Origin of the sequence: Vibrio sp. SG41-7 (genome assembly GCF_014164465.1) — a bacterium.
In the GTDB taxonomy this organism is placed as follows: domain Bacteria; phylum Pseudomonadota; class Gammaproteobacteria; order Enterobacterales; family Vibrionaceae; genus Vibrio; species Vibrio splendidus.
Genome location: NZ_JACJFF010000101.1, coordinates 1 through 17,498 on the forward strand (window position 1 = coordinate 1; position 17,498 = coordinate 17,498).

Here is a 17,498-nt window from a genome sequence, read left to right on the forward strand (position 1 = left end):
ATTACATCAGGGCCATGAACACAATAATAATGTGCTCAATAAATAGGCCGAATATATGAAGGCAATGACTCTATTACCAAACGTGTAAAATTACTTGCAAACTGGGTGGGTCCATATATGACGGTTCAATGTGAGTTTTGTTTTAGTCCGTCATCCTCAAGAGCGAGGAACGAGCGAATTGAGGCTCTCTTACCTACTCAGCTCCAAATAGCAGACACAAAAAAGCGGAGCCAAATGGCTCCGCTTTTATCGATAGAATGCAAAAAGAATTACTTCTTAGTAAGCTTCTCTTTAATACGAGCTGACTTACCAGAACGCTCACGTAGGTAGTACAACTTGGCACGACGTACTGCACCACGGCGTTTAACTTCGATGCTATCAACCATTGGAGAGTGAGTTTGGAACGCACGCTCTACGCCTTCACCGTTCGAGATCTTACGAACTGTGAATGCAGAGTGTAGACCACGGTTACGAATAGCGATTACAACGCCTTCGAAAGCCTGTAGACGCTCACGGTCACCTTCTTTTACCTTAACCTGAACTACAACAGTGTCACCTGGTGCGAATTTAGGAAGGTCTGATTTTAGTTGCTCTTCTTCAAGAGCCTTGATGATGTTGCTCATTTGTATAAATTCCTAGAATAAACTGATACTAAATTTAATAGGTTACTGCTTGCTTTTCGTTAAGAGCGTTGCTCTTTAATGAATTCAGCCAGTAATTGTTCCTGTTCGTCAGTCAGAGCTAGGTTTTCCAGGAGCTCTGGTCTTCTTAGCCAAGTTCGGCCCAACGATTGTTTTAATCGCCAGCGACGAATGTCCTTATGGTTTCCAGACTTGAGTACCGATGGCACATCTTTATCGTCTAGCACCTCAGGGCGCGTATAATGGGGACAATCTAGCAAACCATTTGCAAAAGAATCTTCTTCTGCTGAAGCGAAATCTCCAAGTACACCCGGAACAAACCGAGAGACTGAATCAATCAACGTCATGGCTGGCAGTTCGCCACCCGTCATCACAAAATCGCCAATCGACCATTCTTCGTCGACTTCAGATTGAATAATGCGCTCATCTACCCCTTCATAGCGACCACAAATAAGAAGCAAGTTCTCGTTTGTTGCCAACTCTTCAACACCTTTCTGGTCGAGTTTACGACCTTGAGGTGAAAGATAGATTACTTTCGTCTTTCCCGGTGCTGCTTGCTTGGCAGTTTGGATAGCATCGCGCAAAGGCTGAACCATCATTAACATGCCAGGACCACCACCGTAAGGTCTATCATCAACAGTGCGATGTTTATCATGAGTGAAATCGCGAGGATTCCATGTCTCAATAGATAAAAGACCTTTTTTAACCGCTTGACCTGTTACTCCAAAATCAGTAACAGAACGGAACATTTCAGGAAACAGGCTAATAATGCCAACCCACATGTGTTCTCTCGCTCTGTAATTTGGAGTTAGAATCCAGGATCCCAGTCAACTTCGATCCGGCGAGCTTCGCGATCAACTTTCTTGATCACTTGCTCTTCAAGGTACGGTACTAACCGTTCCTTTTGGCCAAAAGCATCTTTAAGATTTGCTTTAATTACTAGAACATCGTTCGAGCCAGTTTCTAATAGGTCAGTGACCTCACCAAGGTCGTAACCTTTAGTGGTAAAAACTTGCATACCGAACAATTCGCGCCAGTAGAATTCATCTTCTGACAATTCAGGTAACGAAGCAGGGTCAATAGCAATTTCAAAGTTAGTCATCAGTTGCGCGTCTTCACGAACATCTAATCCCGCTAGCTTACATACATAACCTTGGCCATGACGTTTCCAGCTCTCAACTTTGTACTCAACCCACTTACCCTTTTGGTTTAAATACCAAGGGCTGTAATCAAATATGCTTTCAGCATTGTCTGTGTAGGAGAACACTTTAAGCCAGCCACGAATACCATAGGTAGACCCAAGTTTACCCATGACAATTCTATTATTTTGCTCGCTCATCGTTTCTTTACCCTTCATCGACATAAGCTATTTCTCTTTAAAAAAGAATTAAGCCGCTTTTTGAGCGTCTTTAACTAGCTTAGCTACACGATCAGATAGAGATGCGCCTTGACCAACCCAGTGGTTAACACGATCTAGGTCTAGACGTAGACCTTCTTCTTGACCTTGAGCAGTAGGGTTAAAGAAACCTACTTTCTCGATGAAACGGCCAGTTACAGAGTTACGGCTATCCGCAACTACGATTTGATAAAATGGGCGCTTCTTTGCACCGTGACGTGCCAAACGAATGGTTACCATGTCGTCCTCTTTGCTTTCTTAATAAAATAATTAACCCCAAGTATAAGTAAATAGCTTGGGGTCTCGTGCCAAATTAAAGCCCCGGAATTTTACTCTTATTCCGGTGCAATGCAAGGGCTTTAGCTATTTTTTCACCAACATAGCAACCGGACACTTTCTGTGACACGGCTAACACTATGAAAAGTAACGTAGCTAAAGCTTACATTTGTAGATTATCGACCAAACGGGTTAAAACCACCACCCATTCCGCCCATACCTCCACCGCCGCCCATCATGCCTTGCATGTTGCGCATCATGCCTTTCATTCCACCTTTCTGCATTTTCTTCATCATCTTCTGCATTTGAGTGAACTGTTTAAGCATACGGTTTACATCTTGTACCTGCGTACCAGAACCTGCAGCAATACGCTTTTTGCGTGAGCCTTTGATTAGGTCTGGACGCTGACGTTCTTTCATTGTCATAGAGTTGATGATCGCTTCCATTTGCTTGAACATCTTGTCATCAACTTTATCTTTAACGTTGTCTGGTAGCTGAGACATGCCTGGAAGCTTATCCATCATGCCCATCATTCCGCCCATGTTTTTCATCTGACCAAGCTGCTCACGGAAGTCTTCAAGGTCAAAGCCTTTCTTCTCTTTGAACTTCTTAGCCAGTTTCTCTGCTTTCTCGGTATCAACGTTTTTCTGTAGGTCTTCAATAAGAGACAGTACGTCGCCCATACCTAAGATACGAGAAGCAACACGATCTGGGTGGAATGGTTCTAGTGCGTCAGTCTTTTCACCAACACCTAAGAATTTAATCGGCTTGCCAGTGATATGACGAACAGACAGTGCAGCACCACCTCGCGCATCACCATCAACTTTCGTCAAGATAACACCGGTTAGTGGTAGCGTATCACCAAAAGCTTTTGCAGTGTTCGCAGCATCTTGACCTGTCATTGCATCAACAACGAACAGAGTCTCTACTGGTTTAATTGCTGTATGAAGCTCTTTGATCTCGCCCATCATCTCTTCATCGATAGCCAAACGACCAGCAGTATCGACAATTAGCACGTCGTAGAATTTCTTCTTCGCATGGTCGATTGCAGCGTTTGCAATATCAAGAGGCTTTTGATCAGCTGAAGATGGGAAGAAGTCGACGCCAACATCGCTTGCTAACGTTTCAAGCTGTTTGATTGCCGCTGGACGGTAAACGTCGGCAGACACAACCAAAACTTTCTTCTTGTCACGCTCAGTCAGGAGCTTAGATAGCTTACCTACCGATGTGGTTTTACCCGCACCTTGTAGACCTGCCATTAAAATAACGGCTGGCGGCTGTGCTGCTAGGTCAAGAGCCTCGTTAGACTCACCCATCACCGCTTCAAGCTCAGCTTGAACGATCTTAATGAATTCTTGACCAGGAGTTAGAGATTTAGAAACCTCAACACCCACAGCGCCTTCTTTTACGCGCTTAACAAAATCGCGGACAACGGGCAGTGCAACGTCGGCTTCAAGTAGCGCCATACGTACTTCACGCAGCGTCTCTTTTATATTGTCTTCGGTCAGACGACCTTTACCGCTGATGTTCTTCAGCGTTTTGGATAGACGATCCGTTAAATTATCAAACATAGTTTTCTCTTCGCTCAAAACTGCGACTATTACTGTGAGTATACATTAGCGCGGATTAGAGTCATACCCGTTGTAGAGCGTTAATCATCCACGCTTGTGATGTGAGACATTATTCACTTGGAATTGAATGAGGTTCACCATAGCCCCAAAGAGCGATGCGAGGTATAATTCGCCAATTAGTAATCATTTAAATGGATACCATGGACAGTCTTATTGCGATCGCAGCGGCCTTTCTTTATACAATGGCGATTTCCACGATCATTCCAGGTCTCGTGCACCAAACAGGAATCCGCGTAAAAACGGTGTTTATCAGCGCATTACTTGCTTTAGCTTTCCATGCTTGGTTGCTTGGCGATTTAATTTTTAATGCCAGTGGCCAAAACCTCAGTATCTTGAACGTTGCTTCATTGATCAGTTTAATCATCTCTTTGGTCATGAGCGGTGCGATGCTCAAAACCCGTTTGTGGTTCATCTTGCCGGTTGTTTATAGCTTCGCAGCTCTAAATCTAATGGCTGCCACTTTTCTTTCAAGCACGTTCATCAAACATCTAGAGAATGACCCAAAGCTGCTACTGCACATCTCTTTGGCTTTGTTCTCATACGCGACGTTGACTATCGGTGCGCTATACGCCCTACAACTTGCGTGGCTAGATCACAAACTTAAAAAGAAAAAAGCGTTAGTGATAAACCCTAACCTACCTCCTTTAATGATGGTGGAAAGACAGCTTTTCAAGATCATTCTGATCGGTAATGGCTTATTAACAGGTACTTTATTGACAGGCCTTATCTTCGTACAAGATATGTTTGCTCAAGGAAAAGCACACAAGGCTGTATTGTCTTTTATTGCTTGGGTTATCTACTCCATCCTTCTATGGGGTCACTATCAGAAAGGTTGGCGTGGACAAAAAGTCACTTGGTTCGCACTTGCCGGTGCCAGCATGCTCACATTAGCCTACTTCGGTAGCCGCTTCGTTCAGGAAATCATCCTGAATTAGTCTGTAAAATGAAGGCAATGTCTCACACACCTTGCCTTTAAAATATTGAGTCCGTTAGATTCAATTGACATCTCGACCATGTTCGGTCATAAATTAATCAAGATACACAAATAGGAAAAGAATAGTTTTGGACGACATATCAACGGGTATCTTATTTGCGCTACTCGCGTGTCTCATTGTAATTTCTGGTTATTTCTCTGGTTCCGAAACAGGCATGATGTCCTTGAACCGCTACCGTTTAAAGCACTTGGCCAATACGGGTCATAAAGGTGCCAAACGCGTAGAAAAACTTCTGAACCGCCCAGACAGATTGATCGGCCTCATTCTCATCGGCAACAATCTAGTCAACATTCTTGCGTCTGCGATCGCGACTATTCTTGGTATGCGCATCTACGGGGATATCGGCGTCGCAATTGCGACCGGTGTCCTGACTCTCGTGATCCTCGTGTTTGCCGAGGTAACCCCAAAAACCATCGCCTCTCTGTTTCCAGAGCGTGTCTCTTACGCCAGTAGTATCCTTTTGATGATCCTGATGAAGGTATTGTCACCATTGGTGATATTGGTGAACTTCATTACCAACGGTTTTATTCGTATCTTAGGCGTCAAAGCCCGCCATGATGCGACCGACCACTTAAGTTCTGAAGAGCTGAGAACCGTGGTAAATGAAGCGGGAAGCCTGATACCTCAGCGCCACCAAGATATGTTGGTGTCTATTTTAGATTTAGAACACGTAACCGTGAACGACATCATGGTGCCTCGAAATGAAATCACTGGCATCGACATCAATGATGACTGGAAATCTATCGTTCGCCAATTAACTCACTCCCCTCATGGGCGTATTGTGTTATATCGTGACCAGATAGATGAAGTGGTTGGCATGCTTAGGTTACGAGAAGCTTACCGCTTGATGCTTGAAAAGAACGAATTCAATAAAGAGACACTGTTGCGTGCTGCGGATGAGATCTACTTTATTCCTGAAGCGACACCACTCAATATCCAACTACTTAAGTTTCAGCGCAATAAACAGCGCATAGGTTTGATTGTGGATGAGTATGGCGATATCAACGGCTTGGTTACCCTTGAAGATATTCTAGAAGAAATCGTTGGTGAGTTTACGACCTCAATTGCACCAAGCTTATCTGAAGAGATCACACCGCAAAGCGATGGCAGCTTCTTGATTGAAGGCAGCGCCAATATCCGTGACATAAACAAAGGCTTGCAGTGGACACTACCTACAAACGGCCCAAGAACACTTAATGGTTTAATACTGGAACACCTTGAAGACATTCCAGAAAGTCACCTGAGTGTTCAGGTTGCGAGTCATCCAATGGAAATTGTCGAACTCGAAGAGAACCGTATCAAGCTCGTTCGCGTGTTCCCGCAGATCGTTAACGGATAAAAGTGGTTTGCTGGACTGGGATAACTAAGTGAGTAATCACAAGCTCACTGCGACAACTGCCTAACCCTAAAATATGTCTCGTCCTAAAATACGTTGACGAAAAAGGCCCGGTTCATTGAACCGGGCCTTTTAGTATCTAACTCGCTCTGTCTCTAGAGTGAAGCGTATTCAAGGTGAACTAACAATGACTAGTCGATCTTAAGCTCTTGAAGCATCGACTCTGGCAGTGCCAGTTCATCATTTTTGTTTACAGAGATACCGGCAGCGATGATCGCATTAGCGATATCTTTAGCTTCATCCAAAGAGTGCATTGCCGCGGTACCACATTGGTACTCGTTCAGCTCAGGGATCTTATTTTGATTCTCAACTTTCAGCACATCTTGCATTGCAGCCAACCAACCGTCTGCTACTTGCTGCTCTGAAGGCGTACCAATTAGGCTCATGTAGAAACCAGTACGACAGCCCATTGGTGAAATATCGATAATCTCTACATCTGAACCGTTCAATTGATTACGCATAAATCCTGCGTAAAGGTGCTCTAGAGTATGGATACCTTTCTCAGATAGGATGTCTTTGTTTGGCGCAGTAAAACGCAGGTCAAACACAGTGATGGTATCCCCTTTTGGGGTTTGCATTGTTTTAGCTACACGAACTGCAGGTGCGTTCATGCGCGTGTGATCAACAGTGAAACTATCTAATAAAGGCATTGCTCTTCTCCATGACGGTTGGCTTTAGAAAAACCAACTTCTATTGTCTTCTAGTTCTTTACGACACTGTTTAAGCTGCCATCCATAATCTTTTGCTTGCTGTTCGACTTTGCGCGCCACCTTAATCAACGATGGTTTGCTATTGTATGACTTGCGCTTATAGCCACCACGACCTTCATGATAAGCCAAATACTGGCTATACGGATCCCATAGTGAGATACCAAGCTGACGACGCGTCTCGCTGGTGTACCAACCGATGAACATCAATGCATCATCAAAATTGGTTCTTGAGCCACCGTTATTGGTCGCCTTTTGGAAATCTTCCCAAGCAGGGTCTTGAGCTTGTGCATAACCGTAGGCACTACTCACGCGTCCCCACGGAATAAAGCCAAGAATGTAATCTTTAGGTGGGCGCGCATCATGACGATAGCTACTCTCTTGTTTCACAAAAGCCATCGCTACGTTGATCGGCGTACCCCACTCTTCTTGCATATCGAGTGCATCTTCATACCACGACGGGTGTTCTCTGAAGATGCTACACAAGTTATCTTGCTGCTTTGGCGGTGGCGTTGCACATCCAACCAATAGGCTAGAGACAACACCAACAGTCACTACTGGCAACCATTTTCCACTTACGCGTTTAGGCTGGCCTAATAAGGCTTGCTTCCTTTCCACCAAAGTCTCGCTATGCTTTTAAATACGAAAAATAATCCGTTAAGAAGCTGTCAAAATCTTGAGTGCTTGCTTCTTCACTTTGTTGCTGAGCAATCACAGAGCGTTGAACTTCCGCTTCCATCAACTCAGCTGAGTAAACTTTATATTGGTGTGCTTTGTGTTGCTGAGCGTACGTTTTTCCTAACGCACAACCCACTTTACCCAAGCCACCTAATTTTTTGGTCTCTTCTAGCAACTGGCCAGAAATGGTCAGCTCTGGGTTATCGATCCAAGTTTCAAGCGTATCGCACGTTTCTTGGTATGCACGACCACCTTGTTCAGCATCCATCAACTCAGCGATAACACGAAGATCTTTGAATACGCGTTTAGCCCAATCTTGCAGAGACAGTCTCTCGCCATCACAACCAATCTTGAGTTCTAAACCAACCTGACGACCTTCTAAGATCACCTTGTTCCAGTTATCGCGCCAGCATTCAAGTTCGCAGTTATCCATCTCAGCAGAGTCAGATAGAACACTCCAAGTTAAGAATAGATCGAGGAAGCGAACTTGTTGCTCATTGATACCAATTGAGCTGAATGGGTTTACGTCCAAAGAACGAACCTCGATGTACTCAACACCAGCACGAGCCAGTGCTTCCGATGGTTTTTCACCACTTTTCGCCACGCGCTTAGGGCGAATTGGTGCATAAAGCTCGTTCTCGATTTGAAGAACGTTACTATTCAATTGACGGTATTCACCATCAACCTTAGTGCCTATCTCAGCAAACTCTTCTGATGGCGTGCGAATCGCTTGGTTCAGACCTTCAAGGTACTGGTCTAGGCTGTTGAAGCCAATCTTTAATACGCTTTGAGCACTATTGGTGTAGCCAAGATCACTCAGGCGAAGTGCCGTTGCTTTTGGCAGATACAGTGTCTCGCCAACCTTCTCAAAAGGTAACTTTGTCTCTCTTCCTTTGATGAAAGAAGGACATAGTGCAGGTGAAGCACCGAAGAAATATGGGATTAACCAACCAAAACGGTAATAATTACGAATCAAACCAAAGTACGCATCTGACTTAGCTTCACAACGCGCTTCTTCTGTTTGCTCTCCAAACAGGCTATCCCAAAAACTTTCTGGGAAAGAGAAGTTGAAGTGAACACCAGAAATAATCTGCATCAGGCTACCGTAACGGCGCTTTAGGCCTTCACGATATAGCGTCTTCATTTTGCCGTTGTTAGAGGTGCCGTATTGCGCTAGCTGAATGTAATCTTCACTGCCTACGTAACAAGGCATAGAAAGCGGCCACATCTTTTCGCCATCTAACTTGGTTTGTGTGAAGTGATGGATATCAGACAACTGATTCAAAAGAGTCGGAACGTCGTTAGAAACAGGCGTAATAAACTCCAGTAGCGACTCGGAAAAATCGGTCGTTACCCATCCGTTCATCAACGCAGATCCCAAAGCCTTTGGGTGCGGCCCGGTAGCAAGATGCCCATCTTCCGTGTAGCGTAACGTTTCCCTTTCAACACCACGACCAAATTGAGAGAAGGTCTTAGGGTTGGTTGCAACTTGCTTTAGTCGCGCAGCAAAATCAGTCAAAATTCAGTTCACTTATCTTATATCGTTCTGATTAGAACTATCATAAATTAGGTTGGAGGAGAAAAATAGAGTCTTTTCCCTCCCCCTTTAATGTGTACTCTAACGAATGATTTCAAGCTCTTCTATTGGAATATCTAACTTTTCTAGTTGAGGACGAAGCGAAGTCGCATCACCAACAACAATTATTTGATAATCATTCGGGTCAAACCATTTCTTAGATAGCTCGTTTAAAGTCTCTTTTGAGACCGTTTCAACTATCTGATTACGTTGTTGCAGATAATCTTCATCAAGGCTCAGCGCAACAATATTACTCAACAACCCAGCCTTTTGACTTGGCGTTTCGTATTTAAGTGCATCTTGTTGACCGACGGCAAGGCGCATAAATTTCACCTCTTCGTCAGTTAATCCACTCTGACTAAATTCATTTAGCTCAGAGATAAACTCTTGAATCGATGGAACCGTCGCATTGGCTCTCACTTGAGCACTAAATACTACCGCACCAGTTTCACGCGTACTCGCGAAGTAACCGCTCGCACCGTAAGTGTACGCCTTGTCTTCACGTAAGTTTTGGTTAATGCGGCTATTGAAGTTACCGGCTAAGTTAAAGTTGGCTAACTGGCTCAAATACAACTCACCAGTCGCGTCGAAAGGTAAACCTTTACGTACTAAACGAACAATACTTTGCGGTGCACCCGGTTTATCAACTAAATACAGATGCTGTCCTGAAAGCTCTTTGATGATCTGCGGACGCGTTAGTGGTGCCGCATCGCCTTGCCACTGTTCAAAGAATTGTAGCTGTTTCCCTATCTCTTTCTTCGATATGTCTCCCACAACAACAATATTGGCACCTTCCGGTGTGTAGTGTTGTGCATAGAATTTTTTCACATCATCTAAGGTTAGATCCGATAGAGACGCCTTGGTGCCATCGCTTGCTCGAGCAAAAATACTGTCACCAAATAGCACTTCACGGGTTGCTTGAGAAGCCATCCAACTTGGTTGTTGATGCTGATAGACAACACCTTCAAGCATCTGCTTCTTAACACGTTCAAAGTCTTGCTCATCAAACTTAGGCTCAAACAGAACCTCTTGTACGATCGCTAAGGTTTGAGGCAGGTTTTTCTCTAACGTTGAAACCGAAATATCCGTGGTATAACTGCCTGCGCCAATGCTAACGCTACTGCCAAGCTTATCTAAGGTCGCCTGTAGTTCTTCAACCGTTCGTTTAGTCGCCCCCTCTTCCATCATCGAAGCCGTTAGGTTCGCTAAGCCTTCTTGACCTTTACGAACATAGCGTTCGCCTGCAGGCAGTTGAATTTGCAGCTGTACTGTCGGCGTTTCACTGGTCACGGTACCAATCAAGTCAGTGCCGTTCGCAAAGTGCATGCGGTACAACTCAGGCATGGTCGCTTCAACACCAAAGTTCACTTCTGGCATCACGCTGCGATCAAATGTGTTTGGCGCCTTTCTGAAATCCAGTTGGTCTTCCGTCACCTTGCTGTATTCAGGAAGGGTACGTGCAGGTGTGGTAAAGGTAGCCTCACGAACCGCTAAGTCCAGTTTTTTCTTAGGAACCACACTCAACGTAACCTTGTGCTTGCCTTCGATGAAATCTTGGTATGCCTTGCTTACGCTTTCTGGAGTAACCGCTCGAATTTGATCGAGTTGCGATTCAATGCGATCCGGCTGACCATAGAAGGTTTGGTTAGACGCAAGCTGTGAAACCTTGCCTTTAACACTTTGCAGTGCAAAAACTGCATCCGCTTCTGCCATACCAGTGATCTGGTCTAAACGCTCTTGTTCAACGCCCTCTTTCGAGAATTGATCTAAGGTATCCATCAGCTCTTTGTTCAGAACCGTCAAATCGCCTTTTTCACCTGAATTACCCATCGCATACACATACATGGTACATGCAAGCTCAGCACAATCATGGAAAGATCCTGCGCTCACCGCTTTTTGCGTTTTTACGAGGTTTTGATACAGGTAACTGTTGGTGCCAGAACCTAACACATTGGACAGTGCATTCAATGAAGCCTGCGTCTCTTCACCACGATACGTTGTTGGCCAACCAACAAGCACCATCGGCTGACGAATATTATCTTTTAAGGTGATGTACTTGTCTTCAGTCAGCACTGCAGGTTGCTTCTCTGCCGCCTTAACTTCAGGTCCTTGAGGGATAGGGCCAAAGTACTTGTTAACCCACTCTAGCGTGTCATCAACGTCGATATCACCACCGATCGTTAACACGGCATTGTTTGGGCCATACCAACGTAAGAAAAATGCCTTAAGGTCATTCACATCAACACGATCTAAGTCTTCAACATAACCGATTGGTTGCCACGAGTAAGGGTGACCTTCTGGATACAGTGCTTCTCCCATGCGCTCCCACATCAAACCGTAAGGGCGGTTTTCATAGCTTTGCGCTCGCTCATTCTTAACCGTGCCTCTTTGCACCTCAAATTTCTTTTGAGAAACCGCATCTAACAAGAAACCCATTCTGTCTGATTCTAACCACAACATTTTTTCAAGTTGGTTAGAAGGAACGGTTTCAAAGTAGTTAGTGCGGTCACGGTTGGTGGTGCCATTTAACGAACCACCCGCTTCGGTGATGATCTTAAAGTGCTGTTGATCACCGACGTTCTCTGAGCCTTGGAACATCATGTGTTCAAAGAAGTGAGCAAAGCCTGATTTGCCAATCTGTTCACGAGCAGAACCCACATGATAGGTCACATCAACATGAACAAGTGGATCAGAATCATCAGGAGAAAGAATAACGGTCAAGCCGTTTTCAAGCTGATACTTCGCATAAGGAATCACGACTTTATCTTTAGAAGGCTTAACCTCTTCTAACAGAGTGACGCCTTCCGGTAACGAGGAAAAGAAGGGTGTTGAGCTAGGTACATTGTAAGAACAGCCAGCAATGGCGATAAGAGAAAATGTACCAAGTAAAACCTTTTTCATAGGTTCTCCTTAGAAAAAACCGAAGTAGATAGCAGCAAGTAAGCTGTAGCGAGCGGCTTTGCCAATCGCTATCAAAATAACGCTAGGGATAAATTTCATTCTCAGCCAACCGGCAGCTAGACACAAAGGATCACCAATGATGGGTAACCAACTGAATAACAGTGTCCAGTAACCATAACGGCTCAGCCAAGCCATAGCCTTATGACCATGCTTTTCAGATTGAGTTCGATTAGGCAACCATAAACCAATCCAATAGTTGGTCAGGCCCCCCAAAGTATTACCGAGTGTCGCCAGAAGAATGATCGATGATGTTGAGAACTGCTCTAAGCTCAAGGCTGCCACAAGGCTCGCTTCTGATCCCCCGGGCAATAATGTGGCACTCAAAAAGCCACTAATAAAGAGTACCCACAGCGCCGAGTCAGAGAACCACAGCGCTATGTTTTCAAACAGAGAATTAAAAAACTCTAGCACTGCCTATCAACCTTCTTGCATTTTAAGTAGCACCTTGCCTCTGGTGTGTCCGGTTTCAACCTGTAGATGAGCTGACTGCGCTTCGTCTAACTGGTAGATACCTTGAATTTCTGTTTTGAGCAATCCGACACTGACCATGTACAGCATAGTGTCCATTTGCTCTGGGTTTGGCTCAACCAGCATACCTGATGCAGTAAAGCCTAATAATGTTGCTTTTTCGCAGATCAATTCTGCAGATAAAGTTGGGACTGTCACCACTCTTGCGCCATCTTTTAGACACTTCAATGCATCGAGAGCGGTATCGCCACCGACCAAATCAATCAGCACATCAACATCAGAGACTCTTTCCGATGCTGGCGCAAATTTATAGTTAATCGCATGAGCGCCTAGCGTTGCTAAGTAATCAAGATTCGCTTCGCTACAAGTTGTGTAAACCTCGGCTTTCGCTGCCACGGCGATTTGAACCGCTAGATGACCAACGCCGCCAGCACCCGCTAAGATAAGTACGCGATCGCCCTCTTTCACTTCCGCTTTGTTGAGTGCTTGGGCTGCCGTTTGGCTGGCTAGTGGTAATGCAGCAGCCGCTTCTAGAGTCACCGAATCAGGAACCATGCTTAATGCCGCTTCTGGGACACACACATATTGGCTGTAACCGCCACCTTGCAGTGGGAAACCAATAAAGCCTGCCACGTTGTCGCCAACCGCAAAGCGCTCAGCCTGCTCCCCTAGGGTGACAATTTGCCCTGAAATGTCATAACCAGGTACCCAAGGCAGGTTATCTTTGTTCTGTGCTGCAGCCCAACCTAGACCAGCACGGGTTTTAACATCAATCGGATTAATGCCCGAAAAGGAAACTTTAACCACGACTTCTCCAGCCTTAGGCTCAGGAATAGCACGGGTTTGAATACTGAGGTTTTCGACACCGCCGAATTGAGTAATCGCTATCTGTTTATTTTCCATTTCCACATTTCCTTGATTGATAAAAGCCCTAATGAGCAAGCACCCTAATTGATAAAAAGAAAGGGATGCGAAAGCATCCCTTTGACTATAAACCATTTAATAAGGCTAAGTTAACCGCTCATTCGTAAATTGACGACCAATTAACGTAACGATACGTGACCTAGGAACCTACTAACCCACTAGAGCCAATAGAATACCCGCCGCAACCGCACTACCAAGTACACCAGCTACATTCGGGCCCATCGCATGCATCAACAAGAAGTTCTGAGGGTTTGCCTCAAGACCAACCTTGTTTACCACACGAGCCGCCATCGGAACCGCTGATACACCAGCCGCGCCAATCAATGGGTTGATGTCTTCTTTAGAGAAGCGATTAAGCAACTTCGCCATTAACACGCCACCCGCCGTACCAATACTAAACGCCACCGCACCTAAACCTAAAATACCCAGCGTCTCTAAGTTCAAGAACGTGTCCGCTTGAAGCTTAGAACCAACACCTAGGCCAAGGAAAATAGTTACGACGTTAATCAGTTCGTTTTGAGCTGTTTTTGAAAGGCGATCAACCACACCCGCTTCACGCATTAAGTTACCCAAGCAGAACATACCTACTAGAGGTGTTGCTGAAGGTAGGAACAGAATCGTCATCAGTAGTACAGCAAGCGGGAAAAGGATCTTCTCGGCTTTACCAACGTGACGTAACTGCGCCATCTTAATCTTGCGTTCTTCCGGCGTCGTTAGCGCTTTCATGATAGGTGGCTGAATAATAGGAACCAAAGCCATATAGCTATAAGCCGCAACCGCAATGGCACCTAGTAGGTCAGGAGATAACTTACTCGCCAAGAAGATCGCGGTTGGGCCATCGGCACCACCAATGATCGCAATTGACGAAGCATCTGCCATTGAGAATTCCATTCCTGGAACATAGTTCAGCAAGATCGCACCAAATAGCGTTGCGAAGATACCAAACTGAGCCGCAGCCCCTAGCCATAACGTTTTAGGGTTAGCAATCAACGCACCGAAGTCCGTCATTGCACCAACACCCATAAAGATCAGCAGTGGGAAAATACCCGTTTCAATACCAATGTAGTAAACGTAGTAAAGCAAACCACCGGGATCAGTAAACCCAGCATTTGGAATGTTTGCTAGTACAGCACCAAAACCAATCGGTAATAAAAGTAACGGTTCAAATCCTTTACGAATTGCCAAAAACAACAATAAGCAACCGACCAGCATCATACAAATCTGGCCGAACTCAAAGTTAGCGATCCCTGTTTCAGACCATAAGGTCATCAATCCTTCCATGGTACTCCCTTACGCTAAGCTTAGTAGTGGAGCGCCTACAGTAACTGCATCGCCTTCTTTAACATTCAATTCCTGAACGATACCACCACGAGCAGCACGAACCTCCGTTTCCATTTTCATCGCTTCCAAGATCAGTAGCACATCGCCTTCAGCCACTTCAACACCAGGCTGAACGATAACTTTGAAGATGTTACCTGCTAATGGAGCTGGAACCGCTTCTGCATCAGAAGCCGCGGCAGGTGCAGCTTGAGACGCTTGTGCTGGTTTCGCTGATGGAGATACTGATGTCAGTTCGCCTTGTGGCCCGACTTCAACATCATAAACTTGACCATCAACCTTCACGCTGTAGCTTTCAATGCTACCTGCAACAGGCTGTGGTGCCGCAACAGGAGCTGCCGTTTCTGCAGTTGGTGCAGGTTCAAATGCTTCAGGATTACGACGGTTCTTAAGGAACTTAAGACCAACTTGTGGGAAAAGTGCGTATGTCAGTACATCATCAACGGTATCTTCAGCGAGTGAAATGCCATCTGATTTCGCTTTTTCTAAAAGGTCTGTCGTTAACGTATCCATTTCAGACTTAAGTAAATCAGCAGGACGACACGTGATTGGCTCTGCACCATCTAACACTTTCGCTTGCAATTCAGCATCAACCTCAGCAGGCGCTTGACCGTATTCACCTTTCAGTAGACCCGCAGTCTCTTTAGTGATGCTCTTGTAGCGCTCACCCGTCAGAACGTTGATAACCGCTTGAGTACCAACAATCTGAGAAGTAGGAGTTACCAAAGGAATGTAACCCAACTCTTTACGTACGCGAGGGATCTCTTCGAGCACTTCGTCCATACGGTCGGCTGCGCCCTGTTCTTTAAGCTGGCCTTCCATGTTGGTTAACATGCCGCCAGGAACCTGAGCAATCAAGATACGTGAATCAACACCTTTTAGCTGACCTTCCCATTTCGCGTACTTTTTACGTACATCACGGAAGTAAGCCGCGATGGGTTCGATCTGATCGAGCTTAAGATTGGTATCACGCTCTGTACCTTCTAACATCGCAACAACCGTTTCGGTTGGCGTGTGACCGTAAGTACAGCTCATTGAAGAAATAGCGGTGTCTAGAATATCGATACCCGCTTCAACGGCTTTAACCGCTGTTGCTGTCGATAGACCTGTTGTCGCGTGGCTATGCAACGCTAGAGGAACGTCACACGATGATTTGATACGTGTAATCAGCTCTTCCGCTTCATACGGCTTTAATAAACCTGACATATCTTTGATACATAGTGAATGACAACCTAGATCCTCTAGGCGTTTAGCCAAATCAACCCAAGTATCTGAGTTGTGAACCGGACTGGTTGTGTAAGACAACGTACCTTGAGCGTGACCACCAACATCAATCGTTGCTTTCACTGCTGTTTCAAAGTTACGTACGTCATTCATCGCATCAAAAATACGGAATACGTCCATGCCGTTCTTATGGGCACGTTCAACAAATTTCTCTACTACATCATCCGCGTAGTGACGGTAACCCAATAAATTTTGACCACGCAGTAGCATCTGCATTGGTGTGTTTGGCATCGCTTTTTTCAGCTCACGCAAACGCTCCCACGGATCTTCTCCTAGAAAACGAATACACGAATCAAACGTTGCGCCGCCCCAAGTCTCTAAAGACCAGTAACCGACTTTATCCAGTTCTGCCGCAATTGGCAGCATATCTTCGATACGCATACGAGTAGCAAATAGTGACTGGTGCGCGTCACGAAGTACCACATCTGTGATAGCTAGTGGTTTAGACATGCTCATAAACTCCTTTTTAATCCTTTAAATGCTACTTAGCAGTAGACGCACGGTATTGATGAACCGCGGCCGAAATTGCTGCCACTACCTGTGGACTAACAGCTGAAGGGTTTGATTGTGATTTTTTAATTTTTTTAGGTGCTGCGATCGGCTCTGGTACTTCTTCTGGTACCAGTTTTGACATCAACCGAACGAGGTAAACTAGAATAGTTAGGAAAATAAAGACAACGGACATCCCCGTTATCATTAGAGTCGCCGCATCTCCTAGCAGGCTTCCAATATTAGTCATGTTGCTTCCTTTCTTCGTCATCCTGACATACGTGCAGGATTTCAGCGAATAGTGATCCCGACCCATGGATTATCTCGATTGGTAAAAGTTTGTCAATTTTGTTTAAGGTTCTGTTACGGATAACGCACACATAAGGTTAATTATTCGCCTATCAGATCACATAAATCTGTCAAATACGTCATTTATAGATATTTAAACTGTGACTTAAACGGGGCTTTTCTTAGAAATGATATGAGAAAGGTGGAATAACAAAGAAGCAATCAAGAATTACTTTAAATACAACAAGTTAAACAACGACAAAATTTAACATTATCGCAACAAATTTGCAGCAGACATAAAAAAAGCCTCGTATAAACGAGGCTTTTTTTAATAAGGTGGTGCGCCCTGGAGGATTCGAACCTCCGACCGCCTGGTTCGTAGCCAGGTACTCTATCCAGCTGAGCTAAGGGCGCAACGGTTTCGATATTAAGCTGTTAGTTAAGGCAATA

The 17,498-nt window shown here is 45.0% G+C and carries 16 protein-coding genes and 1 tRNA gene; 2 read left to right on the top strand and 15 right to left on the bottom strand.

The features are described from left to right. Positions 1-269: 269 nt before the first annotated feature. The 5 genes from rplS to ffh form a co-directional block, all read right to left on the bottom strand. Positions 270-623 carry a 50S ribosomal protein L19 gene (rplS, locus tag H5300_RS20230; RefSeq protein WP_004735514.1) on the bottom strand — a complete coding sequence of 118 codons (354 nt, stop codon included), beginning with the start codon at positions 621-623 and terminating at the stop codon, positions 270-272. Between the two features lie 59 nt (positions 624-682). After that, entirely contained in the window at positions 683-1,423 is a 741-nt protein-coding gene (gene trmD / locus H5300_RS20235) for a tRNA (guanosine(37)-N1)-methyltransferase TrmD (protein ID WP_004735512.1), read from the bottom strand. 26 nt (positions 1,424-1,449) lie between these two features. Beyond that, positions 1,450-2,004 carry a ribosome maturation factor RimM gene (rimM, locus tag H5300_RS20240; RefSeq protein ID WP_004735510.1) on the bottom strand — a complete coding sequence of 185 codons (555 nt, stop codon included), beginning with the start codon at positions 2,002-2,004 and terminating at the stop codon, positions 1,450-1,452. A gap of 24 nt (positions 2,005-2,028) precedes the next feature. Next, positions 2,029-2,277 (bottom strand): 30S ribosomal protein S16, encoded by a 249-nt coding sequence (rpsP, locus tag H5300_RS20245; protein ID WP_004735508.1) that lies wholly within the window; start codon positions 2,275-2,277, stop codon positions 2,029-2,031. Between the two features lie 212 nt (positions 2,278-2,489). Further along, positions 2,490-3,884, bottom strand: coding sequence for a signal recognition particle protein (gene ffh, locus H5300_RS20250; protein WP_004735506.1), 1,395 nt, complete (start codon positions 3,882-3,884; stop codon positions 2,490-2,492). Positions 3,885-4,084: 200 nt separating this feature from the next. Here ffh and H5300_RS20255 point away from each other — a divergent pair, with 200 nt between their 5' ends. Continuing rightward, complete coding sequence (locus H5300_RS20255; RefSeq protein WP_017079954.1) at positions 4,085-4,879, top strand: inner membrane protein YpjD; 795 nt, start codon at positions 4,085-4,087, stop codon at positions 4,877-4,879. A 127-nt stretch (positions 4,880-5,006) separates the two neighbouring features. Beyond that, positions 5,007-6,278 carry an HlyC/CorC family transporter gene (locus H5300_RS20260; RefSeq protein WP_004735502.1) on the top strand — a complete coding sequence of 424 codons (1,272 nt, stop codon included), beginning with the start codon at positions 5,007-5,009 and terminating at the stop codon, positions 6,276-6,278. A 188-nt stretch (positions 6,279-6,466) separates the two neighbouring features. Here H5300_RS20260 and luxS read toward each other — a convergent pair whose 3' ends face one another. From luxS to H5300_RS20310, 10 genes are all read right to left on the bottom strand, one after another. Then, complete coding sequence (gene luxS, locus H5300_RS20265) at positions 6,467-6,985, bottom strand: S-ribosylhomocysteine lyase (RefSeq protein ID WP_017079953.1); 519 nt, start codon at positions 6,983-6,985, stop codon at positions 6,467-6,469. 24 nt (positions 6,986-7,009) lie between these two features. Then, the gene (locus tag H5300_RS20270; protein WP_182796717.1) at positions 7,010-7,660 is read right to left on the bottom strand and encodes a hypothetical protein; all 651 of its coding nucleotides are present in this window, start codon (positions 7,658-7,660) and stop codon (positions 7,010-7,012) included. Positions 7,661-7,670: 10 nt separating this feature from the next. After that, the gene (gshA, locus tag H5300_RS20275) at positions 7,671-9,239 is read right to left on the bottom strand and encodes a glutamate--cysteine ligase (RefSeq protein WP_029222726.1); all 1,569 of its coding nucleotides are present in this window, start codon (positions 9,237-9,239) and stop codon (positions 7,671-7,673) included. Between the two features lie 99 nt (positions 9,240-9,338). Then, the gene (locus tag H5300_RS20280; RefSeq protein WP_182796718.1) at positions 9,339-12,197 is read right to left on the bottom strand and encodes a pitrilysin family protein; all 2,859 of its coding nucleotides are present in this window, start codon (positions 12,195-12,197) and stop codon (positions 9,339-9,341) included. A gap of 9 nt (positions 12,198-12,206) precedes the next feature. After that, positions 12,207-12,668: a YqaA family protein gene (locus H5300_RS20285; RefSeq protein ID WP_017097357.1), complete on the bottom strand. Its 462-nt coding sequence runs from the start codon at positions 12,666-12,668 to the stop codon at positions 12,207-12,209. Positions 12,669-12,674: 6 nt separating this feature from the next. Further along, complete coding sequence (locus tag H5300_RS20290; RefSeq protein ID WP_029222725.1) at positions 12,675-13,628, bottom strand: NADP-dependent oxidoreductase; 954 nt, start codon at positions 13,626-13,628, stop codon at positions 12,675-12,677. Between the two features lie 171 nt (positions 13,629-13,799). Continuing rightward, positions 13,800-14,930 carry a sodium ion-translocating decarboxylase subunit beta gene (locus tag H5300_RS20295; RefSeq protein WP_004735495.1) on the bottom strand — a complete coding sequence of 377 codons (1,131 nt, stop codon included), beginning with the start codon at positions 14,928-14,930 and terminating at the stop codon, positions 13,800-13,802. A gap of 9 nt (positions 14,931-14,939) precedes the next feature. Continuing rightward, a complete protein-coding gene (gene oadA, locus H5300_RS20300; RefSeq protein ID WP_029222724.1) occupies positions 14,940-16,721 on the bottom strand; it encodes a sodium-extruding oxaloacetate decarboxylase subunit alpha in 1,782 nt (593 codons plus the stop codon). A gap of 31 nt (positions 16,722-16,752) precedes the next feature. Next, complete coding sequence (locus H5300_RS20305) at positions 16,753-17,010, bottom strand: oxaloacetate decarboxylase subunit gamma (RefSeq protein WP_010435831.1); 258 nt, start codon at positions 17,008-17,010, stop codon at positions 16,753-16,755. Between the two features lie 375 nt (positions 17,011-17,385). Then, positions 17,386-17,462 (bottom strand) — tRNA-Arg (locus tag H5300_RS20310). Positions 17,463-17,498 lie beyond the last annotated feature (36 nt).